Source organism: Streptomyces sp. NPDC058459 (assembly GCF_042721685.1).
Taxonomy (GTDB): Bacteria; Actinomycetota; Actinomycetes; order Streptomycetales; family Streptomycetaceae; genus Streptomyces.
In genome coordinates this window covers 1-16265 of the sequence record NZ_JBHXLV010000149.1, presented here as the reverse complement: position 1 = coordinate 16265, position 16265 = coordinate 1, and the positions used below count along the sequence as shown (strand labels likewise).

Sequence of the window (16265 nt, the reverse complement as noted above, 5' to 3'; positions counted from 1 at the left end):
GGAGGCGCTCGCGGGGTACCGGCGGCCGGCCGGGAGGGACGGTCAGACCGGGGTCAGTGGCCCGGCCAGCCGTCCAGTCGGCGGTGCAGGGTGACGCCGGGCTTCTCCGTGCCCCCGGATGCCTTGGACGCCCCGGACGTTTTGGGCGTCTTGGCCACGGCGGCCTGGAGGACGCCGCTCACCTCGCCCGCGAGGGCGTCCACCCGCTCCCGCAGTTCGGTGGCGGGCAGCGTGGACCGGGTCAGCGCGTCCAGCCTGCGGTGCACGTCGGCCAGCCGCCGGCGGGCCCCCGCGTCCAGGGTGAGCGGGTGGGGCGTGGAGACGACGAACTGGTAGGCGCCGGCCAGGGTCTGGCAGCCGTCGCAGTACGTGTTGGCCGCGTTGCCGACGTTCACCGCCTTCAGGTGGTGCGCGTCCCCGGCGACCGTGATGATCTGGAAGGACAGCGCGACCGACCGGCAGTGGTCGTCGACCGAACAGCCCATGGAGACCGCCCGCGCCTGGTTGCGGACGGACGTCGCGTCGACCTCGTCGAACTGGCGGATGGTGAAGGAGTCGCGGGCCTGGGTGTGGTGGAGCCGGTTGGCGTTGGCGTACACGCCGTCCGAGACGACCGCGGCGGACCGGGCGGGCCCGGTCGCGGCGTGCGCAGGCACGGCGGTGGCCACGCCCGCGGCGCCGGCGGCGAGGAGTACGGTCCGGACGGCACGCCCGTTGAACGGGCTGCTGCGTGGTTTCCGGTGGCTGCTCATGGGTTCTCTCCCGAGGAATGGATGACGTGCTGATGAGGGGGCCCGGCGCCCGCACGGACGCGGCCGGGCCCGTGCCGCGACGGGGTCGGGGTGACGGCACCGGGCTCGCGGATCGCTGCCGCGGTGGCGTCGCGGGTCCGGCGGAGGGCCCGGGGGACGAGCCCTCCGGGGGCCGGGACGGGGTCCGGTGACGGGTGCGGGCCGGCCGGAACCACAGGCGACCTGGCCGGGCTGGGCCTTGCCGCGGCCGGTTCAGGACGTGGTCGCCGGGGCCGCCGGGGTCGTCGGTTCGGCGGTGGTCGGCGCCGGTGAGGGCTCCGGGGTCGGCGTGGGTGTGGGCGTGGCGCTCTCCGAGGGGACCGGGGAGGTCTCCGTGACCGGGGTCGGTGACTGCGGTGTGGACGGCTGGCCGGCCGGTGCCCCGCTGCTGCTCTCGCTCTGCCCGGCCCCGTCCTCGCCCCGCGTCGGCTTGTCCGGCGCCGTCGACGGGGCGGCGGACGGCTGCGGCGCGGAGGCGGAGGCACCACCGGCCGAGGCCACGACGCTCGGGTCCCCCGGCCTGTCCCCGGCCGGTGCCCCCGGTGTCGCCGAGGGCTCGCCGGAGGGCGTGCCCGGCTCCCCGGGGGTGCGCCCAGGACCGGTGCCCGGCGTCGAGGCGTCCGGGGACGGCGGCGCGGTGGTGGGCACCCCCGGCTGGAGGATCGGCGCGATGGGCGGCTTCTTCGGCAGCGGCTGCGGGGTCACCCCGGACATCCAGGCGTAGGCGAGCCCGCCGAGCCCGGCGAGCAGCAGCCCGCACAGCGCGACGCGCAGGGCGGGCCGTCCGGCCGTGGAGCGCTTGGCGAGCCGGACGAGCCGGCCGCCGATCTTCACGGAGAGATAGAGGACACCGGCCATCGGGAACAGCAGCATCAGCGTGCCGAGGACTCCGACGAGGCCGGGCAGCACGTCACCCTGCGCGAACGCCGACCCCGTGCCGGTGATCTGCTCGGTGAGCGAGCGGATCATCGTGCTGATGATCCGGGGCAGGTTCCACAGCCCGTAGCCCAGTTCGCCGATGATCAGCGGCACCATGGTCAGCACCCAGGTGGCGACGATGGCGCGCGCGGACTTCTTCAGCCCGGCGACCTCCTGGCGGGCCGCCTTCCCGCGCTCGCCCGGCACCAGGGCGAGCAGGATCGGCTTGATCTTGCCGTACAGGTCCGGGACGCCCGCGAGGTCGCCCAGGATGTAGTAGCCGTCCAGGCGGACGGCCGGCATGAGCTGTTCCAGGATCTCGAAGTGGCCGAGGTAGACCGCGGCAAGGAAGAACTGCTCCCCGGTGGCGAAGTAGGCGCCGGCCATCGCCAGCATGAAGACGACGTTGAAGTAGACCCCGCCGAAGTCGGTGCGGATGCGCCCGGCCTTGTTGATCCGGTACACGTCGGTGACGTCGGTGTACATCGACGGCCAGATCAGGAAGAGCCCGCAGCCGATGCAGCCGGGGCTGGCCCCGCCGTACCGGCACGCGGAGGCGTGGCCGAACTCGTGGAAGACGAGCGAGGCCACGGTGAGGACGAAGACCAGCAGGATGAGCACCGGCTGGTCCAGCACCTCAAGCACCGGTTCGATCGCGCCGAAGAAGCCGAACAGCCAGACGTCCATGGCGACGGCCGCCAGCAGCACCGCGGCGACCACCGCCGGCCGGTGCAGCCAGGTGAGCGAGCGGGCGATCCGGGCGGTGCGGTGTTCGTCGAAGATGACCCGGTGGCCCTTGAGCGCGAGCAGCAGGTCGGAGCGCGGGGCGTCGACCTCGTCGCTCTCCTGGCCCTCCGGGACGGTCACGCCGAGCGGGTCGAGCTTGTTCTCCACGAGGTAGCGGATGTTCTCCGCGCTCACCTCGCGGCCGAAGCGCGCGCTGACCCGGTGGGCGATCGTGTCGTCGTCGCGGACCCCGTCGACGGCCGACGCCACCAGGTACAGCAGGCGCGAGAGCTGCACGACCTGCCCGTCCCCCCGACGGGCGATGTACTTGGACTCGGTGAACCCCGAGCCCTGGTACTCGCCGTGCAGCCGCATCCCGGCGCTCAGCCTCGGGACGGGCCGGGCCGGCACCCCGGCCGCCGGCAGGCTGCCGGTCGCCACCTGCTCGTACGTCACCGGCCAGCCACCGGGTCCGGGCAGCGGTCCGGTGTCGTACAGCGTGGTCGTGCCGTTCCCCAGCACCGTCATCCGTGGTCTCCCCCCACATCGATGCCGCCTCGCCGCCGCGCCTCCCCTGGCACGGCCGCGGGGGCGGACCGGCCCGTGCCCAGGCGCGGTCCGCCCCCGTGACCGCCGTCGCGGCGGTGGGGCTACTGCTTGACGGTGATCGTCTGTCCGGCGTGCGACTGGGCGTCCGACCACAGCGAGTGGTCGTTGACCGCGGCGGACTGGTTGGCGGCCTCGATGTTGGCCACGTGCTTGGTGACGTTGACCGTCTTGTTGAAGCTGAACTTCAGCTTGCCCAGGGCCTCGCGGCCCGGCAGCAGCTCCGCGGACTCGGCGTCCAGGTCACGCATGTCCATGCTCATGATGATGTTCCCCTCTTGTCCTGCTTGGGTTGCTTGCTGTTTCCCGACGGTCCGGACTACTGGCTGACGCTGATCGCCTGCGAGGCGCCGGAGCTGGCGACGGACCACGCCGAGTGGTCGTTGAGGGCGGCCGACTGGTTGGCGGCCTCGATGTTGGCGACGTGCTTGGTGACGTTCACCGTCTTGCCGAAGCTGAACTTCAGCTTGCCGAGGGCCTCGCGGCCGGGCAGCAGTTCGGCGGACTCGGCCTCGAGCTCGTGGGCGTCCATCATGATGTTTCCCCCTCGGGAAATGGGCATTTCCGGTCGGACCGAGTCAGGTTCCCCCCGGACTCTGTCCAACTTGGTCGGACGAGCTGTCCAACGAGATTGGACACTAGGCCCTCACGGGGTCCGCCCGCAACCCTTTCGGGTAATCACCCCTTCGGCGGTTCAGCTACTCGCCCGTAGACTCCCTCCCGACAGGGACGTGCGGCCGAGCGGCGAGCAGGACGAGCAGGAAGTGACCAACGGTGGCCAACGCACTGCAGCAGTTGATCCGCGAGCGCCTGGACCGCGAGGGCTGGTCCTACGGCGAAGTGGCGCGACGCGGCGGCGTCCCCCGTTCCACCGTCCACCATCTGGCCACCGCCGAGCGTGTGGTGCGCATGCCCCAGGCCGGCACCCTGGAGGGCCTGGCCAAGGGGCTCGAAATCCCGCTGGACGCCGTCCGCAGGGCGGCCGCCGAGGCGTGCGGCATCCATGTGTACGGCAGCCCGGCCGGTGAGACGGACACCCCGGCCGCGCCCCGCTCCGCCGACCCCGAGGTGGAGCTGCTGATCGCCAGCGTGCAGCGGCTGTCGTCCGACGACCGCAGACATGTCACCGCCCTGGTGGAGTCCCTGCTCGGCCGCTCGTCGAAGCCAAACCCGCGGGACTGACCTGCGGGACTGACCTGCGGGACTGACCTGCGGGACTGACCTGCGGGACTGACCCGCGAGAGGGACCCGCGGGACCGGCCCGCACACCGGTTCATGTCGCGGGATGTCCGCCCGGCGCCCCGAACCGGACGCACTTCCGCCAACACGGAAAAAGAATGCAAGTCCACCCGAACAGGCCGAGATCCCCCGCTAGTCTCTCGTCCTGCCCGAGGAGCGAGAGCCGCACGACCACGGGCCCTTGGGGGGAACGTGTTGTTCGTGCATGGTGGGCCGGCCACCGCGGTGGTCAGGGGCCCGGACGGCGAGTCCGTCGTACTCCTGTCCGGTGACCTCCCCGAGGTTCTCACCGACCGCGCGGTCCGTGAACTCCTCGACCTCGCCGCGGCCATCCTGGACACCGGGGAACTGGCCCTCTTCCACACCTGCCTCGACGCCCTGCGCCGCAACGGCATGCGCGCGGGCCGCAGCATCGAGATCGACGGCGCGGTGCTGACGGTGTACGAGGGGTGAAGAGGGGTGAAGAGGGGTGGAGAAGGGTGAAGTGGGTTGGAGAGGGGTGAAAACGGGAGAAGGCGGGTGCCGGCCGGTCCGTCACGGCAAGGGAATGTGCCCGGAGCCGGACTTGAACCGGCACGCCCGCGAAGGGGCAGCGAGGTTTAAGCTCGCCGTGTCTGCATTCCACCATCCGGGCAGGCCGTGGGCTCCGCTTCAAGGCGCTGAAGCCTATCGGGAGGCTTCACCCGGACAGCGGAAGGAACGGACCGATGTTGTCTTATTTTATTGACGTCTGAGGGTGCATCAGACCACGGAATGAGCCATCCGCACTTGCCAGCAGCCTGCCGGGACACCCGCACGCCTGTACGCGGAATGACGGAATTTCACCTACCGAACAAGGGCGGTCCCCCCGTTCCGGCGGTGCGCGCTCTCAGGGTCGGCCGTCCTCCCCAGGTATGACACCGCTCCGCTTCGTCCGCCCGCAGTCGCGGTCGGGAACGGGAGCAGCGGCTGACCGGACGGCTCCCGGGAGCGGGGACGATGGAGGGAGACCCCGAGACCGCCGTCCGACAGGAGCCCCGCCCGTGACCACCACACCCACCGCCGGCCGGACCACCGCCGTGGCCGCGCGCGCTGCGGAGCTGTCGAAGATCTACGGGCAGGGTGAGACCCGAGTGGTCGCCCTGGACCGGGTCTCCGTCGACTTCCGGCAGGCCGAGTTCACCGCGATCATGGGCCCGTCCGGCTCCGGCAAGTCCACGCTGATGCACTGCGTGGCCGGGCTGGACTCCTTCTCCTCCGGTTCGGTGCGCATCGGCGACACCGAGCTGGGCTCGCTGAAGGACAAGCAGCTCACGCGGCTGCGCCGGGACAAGATCGGGTTCATCTTCCAGGCGTTCAACCTGCTGCCGACGCTGACCGGGCTGGAGAACATCACGCTGCCGATGGACATCGCGGGCCGCAAGCCCGACAAGGAGTGGCTGGACCGCGTGATCGAGATGGTCGGCCTGTCCGGGCGGCTCTCCCACCGGCCCTCCCAGCTCTCCGGCGGCCAGCAGCAGCGCGTCGCCGTCGCCCGCGCCCTGGCCTCCAAGCCGGAGATCATCTTCGGTGACGAGCCGACCGGAAACCTCGACTCCCGCTCCGGCGCCGAGGTGCTGGGCTTCCTGCGCAACTCCGTGCGCGAGCTGGGCCAGACGGTCGTCATGGTGACCCACGACCCGGTCGCCGCCGCCTACGCGGACCGGGTGGTCTTCCTCGCGGACGGCCGGATCGTGGACGAGGTCCAGGACCCGACGGCCGACTCGGTCCTCGACCTGATGAAGCGCTTCGACGCGAAGGGCCGTACGAGCTGATGTTCCGCACCGCACTGCGCAACGTCCTCGCGCACAAGGCCCGGCTGATGATGACGGTGCTCGCCGTCATGCTCGGCGTCGCCTTCGTGTCCGGGACACTGGTCTTCACCAACACCCTCTCCCGAGCCTTCGAGAACAGCTCCGCCCAGGGCTTCGACGGTGTCGACGTGGCCGTCGAGGCCAAGCACCAGAAGGCGAGCGGCGACCGGGTCGGCTCCACCCCGGACCTGACCCCGGCGCTGCTGGAGCGGGCCGCGAAGGTACCCGGCGCCGCCTCCGCCACCGGTGTGGTCAGCGGCTTCACCGCGCTCGCCGACAAGCACGGCAAGCTGGTCGGCGACGGCTGGCAGTCCATGGGCGGCAACTACTGGGGCACCGGGGACGCCCGGTACAAGCTCGTCTCCGGCCACGCCCCGCACGGCAAGGGCGAGCTGCTGATCGACTCCGAGACCGCCCGCCGTACGGGCTACCGCGTCGGTGACACCGTCCGCCTCTCGGTCGACGGGCCGGTCCTGACGCCGCGCGTCGCCGGTGTCTTCACCACCGACGACGGCAACGTGGCCGCAGGGGGCAGCCTCGCCCTCTTCGACACGCCGACCGCGCAGACCCTGTTCGGCAAGAAGGGCACGTACGACGAGATCGACGTGGCCGCCACCCCCGGCACCAGCCAGAGCGCCCTGAAGGTCGCGCTGGACAAGGCCCTGCCGGCCGGTCAGGTCAGCACCACCACCGGGAAGAAGCTCGCCGCCGACCAGGCGGAGCAGATCTCGGCGTCGATGAGCGGTCTGCGCCAGGTGCTGCTGGTGTTCGCGGGCATCGCCCTGTTCGTCGGCACGTTCATCATCGCCAACACCTTCACCATGCTGGTCGCCCAGCGCACCAAGGAACTCGCCCTGCTGCGGGCGGTCGGCGCCTCGCGCGGCCAGGTCACCCGCTCGGTGCTGGCCGAGGCGTTCGCGGTCGGCACGGTCGCGGGCGTGACCGGACTCGCCGCCGGTGTCGGCATCGGCGCCGGGCTGCGCGCCATGCTGAACTCCTTCGGCGCGAGCGTGCCGGACGGGCCGCTGGTGGTCACCCCGGGCACGGTGGTCGCCGCGCTCGCCGTAGGCATCGTCATCACCGTGCTCGCCGCCTGGCTGCCCGGCCGCCGGGCCGCGAAGATCCCGCCGGTGGCGGCGATGAGCAGCGTGCACGCCACCGCCACCACCCGCTCGCTGGTGGTGCGCAACACCATCGGCGCGCTGTTCGCCGCGGCCGGCGCGGCCGTGGTCCTCGCGGCCACCACCATGGACACCGACAAGGGCCAGGGCGCGATGGGCCTCGGCGCGGTGCTGCTGATCATCGGTGTGTTCGTGCTGACCCCGCTGCTGTCCCGCCCGCTGATCGCGGCGGCCGCCCCGCTGCTGCGCCTGTTCGGCGTCGCGGGCCTCCTGGCCCGGCAGAACGCGGTACGCAACCCGCGCCGCACGGCGGCCACCGCGTCCGCGCTGATGATCGGCCTGACCCTGATCACCGGCATGACGGTGATGGCGGGCAGCCTGCAGAAGTCGATCGACAGGATGGCCGCGTCCTCGATCCGCGCTGACTACGTCGTCTCGATGGCCAACCGCACCCCGCTCTCCCCCGACGTGGCCACCAGGCTGGCCGCCACCGACGGGGTCGCCGCCTCCAGCCCGCTCCGCGACGGCGCCTCCCGTATCGGCGGCGAGACCGAGTCCCTGACCGGGGTCACCGGCTCGGCGATCGGCGAGCTGACCGACCTGACGGTGAAGCAGGGCACGTTCGACGTGTCCGGCACCCGGATCGTGGTGGACGCCGACCAGGCGAAGGAGCACGGCTGGAAGGCCGGTTCCAAGCTCACCGCGTACTTCGAGGACGGCAAGAAGAGCACGCTGACCGTCGCCGGGGTGTACGAGGGCAACGAGTTGATCCGGGGCATCATGATCGACAACCGGGTGCTCACCCCCCACCTGCGCGCCCCGGCCGACATGCAGGTCCTGGTCCGCACGGCGGACGGCGCCTCGGGCGCGACCAAGGACCGGCTGGCCAAGGCCCTCGGCTCCAACCCGGCCATCCAGGTGCAGGACAAGCAGGACATCACCGACGGCATCGCGAAGATCTTCACGCTGATGCTGAACCTGGTCTACGGCCTGCTCGGCATGGCCGTGGTGGTCGCGGTGCTCGGTGTCATCAACACGCTGGCGATGTCGGTGTTCGAGCGCTCCCAGGAGATCGGGATGCTGCGCGCGATCGGCCTGGAGCGCGGGGCGGTGAAGCGGATGGTGCGCCTGGAGTCCCTGGTCATCTCGCTGTTCGGCGGGGTGCTGGGCATCGGGCTCGGCGTGTTCTTCGGCTGGGCGGCCGGTGAGCTGCTGGGCACCAAGATGGCGACGTACGAGCTGGTGCTGCCCTGGTCCCGGCTGGCGCTGTTCGTGCTGCTGGCGGCCCTGGTGGGCGTGCTGGCGGCGCTGTGGCCGGCCCGGCGGGCGGCCCGGCTGAACATGCTGGGCGCGATCAAGGCCGAGTAGCCGTACGACACCCTCGGGGCCCCGATCCGCAATCCGGATCGGGGCCCCGTGCGTGCCGGGTCAGGCGTTCCAGGTGCGGGTGCGGGCCGGGAGGCCCGAGGCGCCGGAGTCGGGGGTGCGGACGGCCAGGACCTGGTTGACGCCGATCTGGGCGCGTTCGAAGGCGAGCGCGGAGGCGGCCATGTACAGCCGCCACACACGGGCGCGGCCGTATCCGGCGAGCCGGGTCGCGCGCGCCCAGTCGCCCTCCAGGTTGGTGACCCAGGCGCGCAGGGTGCGGGCGTAGTGCTCGCGCAGCGACTCCACGTCCCGCACCTCGAACCCGGCCCGCTCCAGCTGGGTGACGGTGGTGCCCAGGGGGGCGAGTTCGCCGTCGGGGAAGACGTAGGAGTCGATGAACGCGTCGATCTCGTACGCCGTCTCGTCGCGCTGCGGGCGGCGGGCGATCTGGTGGTTGAGGAGGCGTCCGCCGGGCTTCAGCAGGCCGTACAGGTCGCGCGCGTAGTCCAGGTAGCGTTCGGCGCCGACGTGCTCGGCCATGCCGATGGAGGAGATCGCGTCGTAGGGGCCGTCGCGGACGTCGCGGTAGTCCTGGACGCGGATCTCGACCCGGTCGGTAAGGCCCTCCTCGGCGACGCGCTTACGGGCGAAGGCGGCCTGTTCCTGGGAGAGGGTGACGCCGACGACGCCCACCCCGTGCTCACGGGCGGCGTGGACGGCCATCGAGCCCCAGCCGCAGCCGACGTCGAGGAGCCGCTGACCGGGCTTCAGGCCGAGCTTGGCCGAGACGAGTTCCAGCTTGTCGCGCTGGGCGCTCTCCAGCGAGCCGGCTGTTTCGGGGTCCTCCCAGTAGGCGCAGGAGTAGACCATGGACGGGCCGAGGACCAGCTCGTAGAAGTCGTTGCCCACGTCGTAGTGGTGGCTGATGGCGCGCTTGTCGGAGCGGCGGGTGTGCAGATGGCGCCGTCTGCGGACCTCCTCGCGGGGTGGTGCGGGGGGCAGCGGCGGTCCGACGAGCCGGATCAGCTCGCGCACGGCGGCCCGCGCGGCGGGGTCGCGCACCGTGTCGACGAGGGAGCGGCCCTCGGCGTCGTCGTCGTGCTCCCAGAGCAGGCCGGCGATGGCGCCGAGGGCGGTGTACAGATCGCCCTCGATGTCCAGGTCACCGGCCACCCAGGCGCGGGCCATGCCCAGTTCGCCCGGCTTGAACAGCATGCGGCGCAGGGCGCGCCGGTTGCGCACGATGATCACGGGGGCACCCGGCGGGCCCGCCTGGGAACGGTCCCAGGCCCGGATCCGCAGCGGGAGGGGGGCTCCCAGCAGCTGTTCGGCGACACTCACCAAGCGCGACGCGGCGTCGGCCATGACGCACACCTCCAAGACGACGATCCCGGATGTCCGTTACCACGTAAACACCGTGGCGTACCCGGCACAGTCCCGCATCGGGATTACGGCCGGGCAAAAGTGCGGGCCGGGCGGGAAAGCCGAAGGACCTCCCGCACCACGGATGGCGGAAGGTCCTTCGGGTCGGGCGGTGTGCGCCGAACGCTGTACGGAGGCTGACCCGAGGTCAGGAGGCCTTCGCCTTCTCCTCGGTCTTCGGCGCGGCGGCGACCGGGGCGGGCTTGGCGGCCTCGTAGAACTCCTCGCGCGGGTGCTCCATGGCGCCGAGGGAGACGACCTCGCGCTTGAGGAACATGCCGAGGGTCCAGTCCGCGAAGACGCGGATCTTGCGGTTGAAGGTCGGCATGGCCAGACCGTGGTAACCGCGGTGCATGTACCAGGCGAGACGGCCCTTGAGCTTGATCTTCATCTTGCCCATGACGATCATCGCCACGCCCTTGTGCAGGCCGAGACCCGCGACGGCGCCCTTGTTGGCGTGCTCGTAGTCCTTCTGCGGGAAGCCCCGCAAGCCGGAGATCACGTTGTCGCCGAGGACCCGGGCCTGGCGCAGCGCGTGCTGGGCGTTCGGCGGGCACCAGGCGTTCTCGTTGCCCGCCTTGCGGCCGACGAGGTCGGGGACCTGGGCGTTGTCACCGGCGGCCCAGATGTAGTCGGTGCCGGTGACCTGGAGGGTCGCCTGGCAGTCGACGTGGCCGCGCGGACCGAGGGGCAGACCGAAGCGGGTGAGAGCCGGGTTGGGCTTGACGCCCGCGGTCCAGACGATCGTGTCGGAGTCGACCTCGAGGCCGTTCTTCAGCACGACGTGACCGCCGACGCAGGAGTCCATGGAGGTGGAGAGGTAGATCTCCACACCGCGGCTCTCCAGGTGCTCCTTGCCGTACTGGCCGAGCTTGGGGCCGACCTCGGGGAGGATCTTGTCGGCGGCGTCCACCAGGACGAAGCGCATGTCCTCGCGGGAGACGTTCCTGTAGTACTTGGCGGCGTCGCGGGCCATGTCCTCGACCTCACCGATGGTCTCCGCGCCCGCGAAGCCACCGCCGATGAAGACGAAGGTGAGCGCCTTGCGGCGGATCTCCTCGTCGGTCGTGGAGTCGGCCTTGTCCAGCTGCTCCAGGACGTGGTTGCGCAGGCCGATGGCCTCCTCGATGCCCTTCATACCGATGCCCTGCTCGGCGAGGCCGGGGATCGGGAAGGTGCGCGAGACCGCGCCCATGGCGATGACCAGGTAGTCGAACGGCAGCTCGTACGCCTCGCCCACGAGGGGGGCGATCGTGGCGACCTTGCGGTCCTGGTCGATGGTGGTGACCCGGCCAGTGAGGACCTCCGCCTTCGGCAGCACGCGTCGCAGCGGTACGACGACATGGCGAGGGGAGATGTTGCCGGCGGCGGTTTCGGGGAGGAAGGGCTGGTAGGTCATGTACGACCGGGGGTCGACGACCGTGACGGTCGCCTCGCCGTAGCGCATCTTCTTGAGGATGCGCCGAGCCGCGTACAGGCCTACGTACCCACCGCCTACTACGAGGATCCTGGGACGCTCCGTGGTGCTCATGGCATCGAGTATCCACCCCACCCGCAGGGGTAGCTCGTGCGCCCCTTCACAAGGTTGGGGAGGGGGTGTGTTATGCTCCGCCGCTCGCGTGACGCAGGTCATGGTCACCAGGGGGAACCCCACGTGAGCACGGCCCGTTGTGAATGCCGCGTGAGCTGGCTTTCCGACCCCCGCGACCCCTCGCGCGACACCCCGCGCAGGCGCTCCGGACACCCCGCCGAAACCCCGTCGCAATACGGTTGTGATCATGCTCCGGGGGCCGTCCGGACCCCGAACGGGTCAATGCGGACCCCCCTGTCCCCCACCGGGGCCGATTTCCTTGTGAAGAACTTCACGAAGGTTGTGGCGAGAACCCCGCGAAGCGGCGTGTCAGCTACCGCACGGGGGCGCTCAAACGTCGTCCAGGCTGCTCAGCCGCATAATACTGGGCGGTAACGAGCCGCGCCTGTAAGCCTGTTCGACCTCGGCTGAGGCCGGCGCCCCAGCGGCATGCCGACTTCAGCTCTTCAGCGCCGCGATCTCTTGCGTCCGTCCTGCGATGCCGCGCACCGACTGGGCGTTCGCGTGCCTCCGGAACTGGGTGCGCATCGTCTCGAAGTGGTCGTCGGCCCGAGCTGACGAGATGTGCTCGTAGTCGTCCAGAAACCGGCTCCACGAGTCACAGGACGCGTCCAGATGCCCGTACACGTACTGCCGCTGCGCGAGCAGCGCGTGCGCATGAGCGCGTCCCTGCCGCTCGACCTTGGGCTGCGCCTTGATGGACTGCCGCAGCCGACCCCGGCGATCTCGATTTCTTCGCCCGCACCCTGCTCGGCGCGTGGGAAGCCCGGGAGCGTACCCGGCCCATGGCCCGCCGGTCAGCGCTCACCGCCGCCGCCCGGAAATGGGCCGTGCACCGAGGCACGAGCCCATTGCCCGGATGACGGCTACGCCACGGACCACGCGATGCCGTCGAGGATGTCGTGTTCGCTGACGACGACCTCCTCGGCGCCGGTCCGCTCCATGATCGAGAGCAGTACGAGGGCGCCCGCGCCGATCACGTCGACCCGGCCGGGGTGCATGCAGGGGATCTCCGCGCGCTCGGCGTGCGAGGAGCTGAGCAGCCACTCGGTGATCTGGCGGACGCGGGCCCGCGAGATCCGGGAGTGGTGGATGCGCGTGGAGTCGTACTCCGGCAGCTCCAGGGCGATGGCGCACACCGTGGTGACCGAGCCCGCGAGCCCGACCAGGGTGCGCGCCTCGCCGAGCGGCACGGTCTCGCCCGCGAGGTCGAGGGCGGCCGCGATGTCGGCCCGCATGGCGGCGACCTGCTCGTGCGCGGGCGGGTCGGTGGCCTTGCCGTCGCGCACCAGGTGCCGTTCGGTCAGGCGCACGCAGCCGATGTCCACGGACCGCGCGGCCCGTACGTGGTCCTCGCCGACGACGAACTCGGTCGAGCCGCCGCCGATGTCCACCACCAGGTACGGCTTGTCCAGGTGGTCGCTGCCGGACAGCTCCCTGGTCGCGCCGGTGAAGGAGAACTCGGCCTCCTGGTCGCCGGTGATGACCTCGGGCTCGACGCCCAGGATGTCCAGGACCCCGCGCGTGAACTCGTCCCGGTTCTCCGCGTCGCGCGAGGCGGAGGTGGCGACGAACCGCACCTTCGTCGCGCCGAGTTCGCGGATGACCCGGGCGTACTCCCGGCAGGCGGCGAAGGTGCGTTCCAGGGCCTCGGGGGCGAGGCGGCCGGTGCGGTCGACGTCCTGGCCGAGCCGGACGATGGTCATCCGGCGGTCCAGGTCGGTCAGTTCACCTGTCTCGGGGTTCACGTCCGCGACCAGCAGGCGGATGGAGTTGGTGCCGCAGTCCACGGCGGCCACGCGGGTCATCGGACCTCCTTCGTACCGGAGCCGGCCGGCCCGGCGCCGCAGACGTCGCCCGGCACCACGCACGGGCCCTTCGCCCACCACTCGGGCAGCAGGGCGATGGCCTCGTCGCCCAGCGGGTTCACCCCCGGGCCGGCGGCCAGCGCGTGGGCGACCAGGACGTGCAGGCACTTCACCCGGTCGGGCATGCCGCCCGCGCTGGGGAAGCCCGCCAGCACCTCGATCTCGTCACGGCGCCGGAGGTAGTCCTCGTGCGCGGCCCGGTAGGCGGCTGCCAGCTCCGGGTCGGTCCGCAGGCGCTCGGTCATCTCCTTCATGACGCCGCCCGCCTCCAGGGTGCCGATGGCCGAGTTGGCGCGCGGGCACGTCAGGTAGTACGTCGTCGGGAAGGGCGTGCCGTCGGGCAGCCGGGGCGCCGTCTCCACGACGTCCGGCTGACCGCACGGGCAGCGGTGGGCGATGGCCCGCAGACCGCGCGGCGGCCGGCCGAGCTGGAGCTCGAAGGCGGCGATGTCCGCCTCGGTGGGCTCGGTACGCGGAGTGTGGGGCGGGGGCGTTTCCATGACTGCTTCCGTAAGTGGCTTGTCGTCGGTCACCGGCGGGTGCCGGTCATTGGTCGGAGGCGTCGGACCTGTCGACGCCGTCCCAGACGTTCGCGTACCAGGGCCGGTGGGCGGCCGCCCGGTCGGCGCGGGACTGCTTGGCGGCGCCCGGGTCGATCACGACGTACCCGGTCTCACCGGGCATCACATAGTGCAGCCTGCGCCGGATCTGCTGCTCGGCGTAGGCGTCGTCCTGCCAGCGGGCCTTGGCGTCCCTGAGCTGCTCGACCCGGGCGCGGGCCTGCTCCTGCCGGTGTTTCAGGTCCGCGATCTCGGCGCGCTGGGAGATGTACTGCCGCATCGGATAGGCGAGCGCCACGATCAGCGAGCACAGCACCAGGGCCAGCAGCGCGGCGCGGCCGGTGAGGCGCGAGGGGCGGCGGCGGGCCTGCCGCTTGTTCTGGGACCGGTAGACCCGGGCCGCCGTCTGCTCACCGAGCAGCCGCAGCCTGGTGGTGGTGGAGAAACGGTCCCGGTCCCTCGCGGCCATCTGGCCCTCCGCCTCCGCTGTGCCTGTGCGTCTTGTGCCGTGCTCGTGCGCTGTGCCTGTGCGTCTTGTGCCGTGCTCGTGCGCTGTGCCTGTGCGTCTTGTGCCGTGCTCGTGCCGGCCTCACACGTACGTACGTCCCCGGACACGGTACGGGACCGGGTCCGGGGACGTACGTACGACGGGCGGGGGCCGGCTCGCGCCGGGCCCCACCGGGGGGATCAGCCCTTGCTGTGCCTACCGGTTCGCAGAGCGAAACCGCGAGAAGGCGCTGCGGCCCGCGTAGACCGCGGCGTCGTCGAGGATCTCCTCGATGCGCAGGAGCTGGTTGTACTTGGCGACGCGCTCGGAGCGGGCCGGGGCACCGGTCTTGATCTGGCCGCAGTTGGTGGCGACGGCCAGGTCGGCGATGGTGACGTCCTCGGTCTCGCCGGAGCGGTGGGACATCATGCACTTGTAGCCGTTGCGCTGGGCCATCTCGACGGCGTCCAGGGTCTCGGTCAGCGAGCCGATCTGGTTGACCTTGACCAGCAGGGCGTTGGCGATGCTCTCCTCGATACCGCGGGCGAGGCGCTCGGGGTTGGTGACGAACAGGTCGTCGCCGACGATCTGCACCTTGTCACCGATGCGGTCGGTGAGGACCTTCCAGCCCGCCCAGTCGTCCTCGAACAGCGGGTCCTCGATGGAGACCAGCGGGTAGGCCGCGACCAGCTCCTCGTAGTACTCCGTCATCTCCGCGGCCGAGCGCTCCTCGCCCTCGAAGAGGTACTTGCCGTCCTTGTAGAACTCGGAGGCGGCGACGTCGAGCGCGAGGGCGATCTGCTCGCCCGGGGTGTAACCGGCTTCCTTGACGGCCTCAAGGATGAGGTCGAGGGCCTCACGGTTGGAGCCGAGGTTGGGGGCGAAGCCGCCCTCGTCGCCGAGGCCGGTGGCGAGGCCCTTGTTCTTCAGGACCTTCTTGAGGGTGTGGTAGACCTCGGCGCCCCAGCGAACGGCCTCGGAGAAGGACTCCGCGCCGATCGGAGCGATCATGAACTCCTGGATGTCCACGTTGGAGTCGGCGTGCGAGCCGCCGTTCAGGATGTTCATCATCGGCACCGGGAGCAGGTGCGCGTTGGGGCCGCCCAGGTAGCGGAAGAGCGGCAGGTCGCTGGCCTCGGAGGCGGCGTGGGCGACGGCGAGGGAGACGCCCAGGATGGCGTTGGCGCCGAGCGAGCTCTTGTTGTCGGTGGCGTCCAGGTCGGCCATGGCCTGGTCGATCAGGCGCTGCTCGGTGGCGTCGTAGCCGACCAGCTCCGGGCCGATCTGCTCGATGACGGCGAGGACCGCCTTCTCGACGCCCTTGCCCTGGTAGCGGTTCGGGTCACCGTCACGCAGCTCGACGGCCTCGAAGGCACCGGTGGAGGCGCCGGACGGGACGGCGGCACGACCCGTGCTGCCGTCGTCGAGGCCGACCTCGACCTCGACCGTGGGGTTGCCTCGGGAGTCCAGGATTTCCCGAGCTACGACGACGTCGATGGACGGCACGAGCATCTCCTTCGTGGATGTGACGCGATCAGTGCGGGGCGGTGCCGGATGGCACGCCTTGCGCCTAGAGCCTAACCGTCCCAGGGGCGCCGGCCGTCGACCGACTGCCTTGTGAACGGGGTGTGCAGGAAGACCGTACCCATTGTTCCCGCCCGGAACAAAGGGTTCTGGCAACGGGTTCCGAAAGCGGTTCAGATACCCGCGCGCCGGGGCGGGACGCGCACCGCCCC

Annotated in this window: 15 protein-coding genes and 1 tRNA gene; 4 read left to right on the top strand and 12 right to left on the bottom strand. The window is 71.2% G+C overall.

Going from position 1 to position 16265, the window contains the following annotated elements:
* Positions 1 to 53: 53 nt before the first annotated feature.
* The 4 genes from ACFWN1_RS23635 to ACFWN1_RS23620 all read right to left on the bottom strand — a co-directional run bounded on the left by ACFWN1_RS23635 (position 54) and on the right by ACFWN1_RS23620 (position 3576).
* A complete protein-coding gene (locus ACFWN1_RS23635; RefSeq protein WP_384365291.1) occupies positions 54 to 752 on the bottom strand; it encodes a hypothetical protein in 699 nt (232 codons plus the stop codon).
* 252 nt (positions 753 to 1004) lie between these two features.
* Entirely contained in the window at positions 1005 to 2963 is a 1959-nt protein-coding gene (locus ACFWN1_RS23630; RefSeq protein ID WP_384365288.1) for a hypothetical protein, read from the bottom strand.
* A gap of 122 nt (positions 2964 to 3085) precedes the next feature.
* Complete coding sequence (locus ACFWN1_RS23625) at positions 3086 to 3298, bottom strand: hypothetical protein (protein ID WP_384365285.1); 213 nt, start codon at positions 3296 to 3298, stop codon at positions 3086 to 3088.
* Positions 3299 to 3360: 62 nt separating this feature from the next.
* Positions 3361 to 3576 (bottom strand): hypothetical protein, encoded by a 216-nt coding sequence (locus ACFWN1_RS23620; protein WP_030814257.1) that lies wholly within the window; start codon positions 3574 to 3576, stop codon positions 3361 to 3363.
* A gap of 239 nt (positions 3577 to 3815) precedes the next feature.
* Here ACFWN1_RS23620 and ACFWN1_RS23615 point away from each other — a divergent pair, with 239 nt between their 5' ends.
* Both ACFWN1_RS23615 and ACFWN1_RS23610 read left to right on the top strand, forming a co-directional pair.
* A complete protein-coding gene (locus ACFWN1_RS23615) occupies positions 3816 to 4223 on the top strand; it encodes a helix-turn-helix domain-containing protein (protein WP_384365282.1) in 408 nt (135 codons plus the stop codon).
* 258 nt (positions 4224 to 4481) lie between these two features.
* The gene (locus ACFWN1_RS23610) at positions 4482 to 4733 is read left to right on the top strand and encodes a hypothetical protein (RefSeq protein ID WP_384365279.1); all 252 of its coding nucleotides are present in this window, start codon (positions 4482 to 4484) and stop codon (positions 4731 to 4733) included.
* A 97-nt stretch (positions 4734 to 4830) separates the two neighbouring features.
* Here ACFWN1_RS23610 and ACFWN1_RS23605 read toward each other — a convergent pair.
* A tRNA-Leu gene (locus ACFWN1_RS23605) sits at positions 4831 to 4914 on the bottom strand.
* A 388-nt stretch (positions 4915 to 5302) separates the two neighbouring features.
* Between ACFWN1_RS23605 and ACFWN1_RS23600 the strand changes: the two genes are divergently transcribed.
* Positions 5303 to 6073 (top strand): ABC transporter ATP-binding protein, encoded by a 771-nt coding sequence (locus tag ACFWN1_RS23600; RefSeq protein WP_384365276.1) that lies wholly within the window; start codon positions 5303 to 5305, stop codon positions 6071 to 6073.
* Complete coding sequence (locus ACFWN1_RS23595; protein WP_384365273.1) at positions 6073 to 8601, top strand: ABC transporter permease; 2529 nt, start codon at positions 6073 to 6075, stop codon at positions 8599 to 8601. Before ACFWN1_RS23600 ends, ACFWN1_RS23595 begins: the two co-directional genes overlap by 1 nt.
* A gap of 60 nt (positions 8602 to 8661) precedes the next feature.
* Here the strand turns inward: ACFWN1_RS23595 and ACFWN1_RS23590 are convergent, their stop codons facing one another.
* From ACFWN1_RS23590 to eno, 7 genes are all read right to left on the bottom strand, one after another.
* Entirely contained in the window at positions 8662 to 9966 is a 1305-nt protein-coding gene (locus ACFWN1_RS23590; protein ID WP_384365270.1) for a class I SAM-dependent methyltransferase, read from the bottom strand.
* Between the two features lie 205 nt (positions 9967 to 10171).
* On the bottom strand, positions 10172 to 11554 hold the full coding sequence (locus ACFWN1_RS23585) for an NAD(P)/FAD-dependent oxidoreductase (RefSeq protein WP_384365267.1): 1383 nt from the start codon (positions 11552 to 11554) through the stop codon (positions 10172 to 10174).
* Positions 11555 to 12052: 498 nt separating this feature from the next.
* Positions 12053 to 12241, bottom strand: coding sequence for a hypothetical protein (locus ACFWN1_RS23580; RefSeq protein ID WP_384365264.1), 189 nt, complete (start codon positions 12239 to 12241; stop codon positions 12053 to 12055).
* 239 nt (positions 12242 to 12480) lie between these two features.
* The gene (locus ACFWN1_RS23575) at positions 12481 to 13422 is read right to left on the bottom strand and encodes an exopolyphosphatase (protein WP_384365261.1); all 942 of its coding nucleotides are present in this window, start codon (positions 13420 to 13422) and stop codon (positions 12481 to 12483) included.
* The gene (locus ACFWN1_RS23570) at positions 13419 to 13982 is read right to left on the bottom strand and encodes a DUF501 domain-containing protein (RefSeq protein ID WP_384365258.1); all 564 of its coding nucleotides are present in this window, start codon (positions 13980 to 13982) and stop codon (positions 13419 to 13421) included. The genes ACFWN1_RS23575 and ACFWN1_RS23570 overlap by 4 nt, the downstream gene beginning before the upstream one ends.
* Positions 13983 to 14028: 46 nt before the next feature.
* On the bottom strand, positions 14029 to 14511 hold the full coding sequence (locus ACFWN1_RS23565; protein ID WP_384365256.1) for a septum formation initiator family protein: 483 nt from the start codon (positions 14509 to 14511) through the stop codon (positions 14029 to 14031).
* A 234-nt stretch (positions 14512 to 14745) separates the two neighbouring features.
* Positions 14746 to 16041, bottom strand: a complete 1296-nt coding sequence (eno, locus tag ACFWN1_RS23560) for a phosphopyruvate hydratase (protein WP_384365253.1) — start codon at positions 16039 to 16041, stop codon at positions 14746 to 14748.
* Positions 16042 to 16265 lie beyond the last annotated feature (224 nt).

Coding starts and splice junctions, on each gene's coding strand:
- ACFWN1_RS23635 (WP_384365291.1), bottom strand. CDS start 752: ATGAGCAGCCACCGGAAACCACGCAGCAGCCCGTTCAACGGGCGTGCC.
- ACFWN1_RS23630 (WP_384365288.1), bottom strand. CDS start 2,963: ATGACGGTGCTGGGGAACGGCACGACCACGCTGTACGACACCGGACCG.
- ACFWN1_RS23625 (WP_384365285.1), bottom strand. CDS start 3,298: ATGGACATGCGTGACCTGGACGCCGAGTCCGCGGAGCTGCTGCCGGGC.
- ACFWN1_RS23620 (WP_030814257.1), bottom strand. CDS start 3,576: ATGATGGACGCCCACGAGCTCGAGGCCGAGTCCGCCGAACTGCTGCCC.
- ACFWN1_RS23595 (WP_384365273.1), top strand. CDS start 6,073: ATGTTCCGCACCGCACTGCGCAACGTCCTCGCGCACAAGGCCCGGCTG.
- ACFWN1_RS23590 (WP_384365270.1), bottom strand. CDS start 9,966: ATGGCCGACGCCGCGTCGCGCTTGGTGAGTGTCGCCGAACAGCTGCTG.
- ACFWN1_RS23585 (WP_384365267.1), bottom strand. CDS start 11,554: ATGAGCACCACGGAGCGTCCCAGGATCCTCGTAGTAGGCGGTGGGTAC.
- ACFWN1_RS23575 (WP_384365261.1), bottom strand. CDS start 13,422: ATGACCCGCGTGGCCGCCGTGGACTGCGGCACCAACTCCATCCGCCTG.
- ACFWN1_RS23570 (WP_384365258.1), bottom strand. CDS start 13,982: ATGGAAACGCCCCCGCCCCACACTCCGCGTACCGAGCCCACCGAGGCG.
- ACFWN1_RS23565 (WP_384365256.1), bottom strand. CDS start 14,511: ATGGCCGCGAGGGACCGGGACCGTTTCTCCACCACCACCAGGCTGCGG.
- eno (WP_384365253.1), bottom strand. CDS start 16,041: ATGCTCGTGCCGTCCATCGACGTCGTCGTAGCTCGGGAAATCCTGGAC.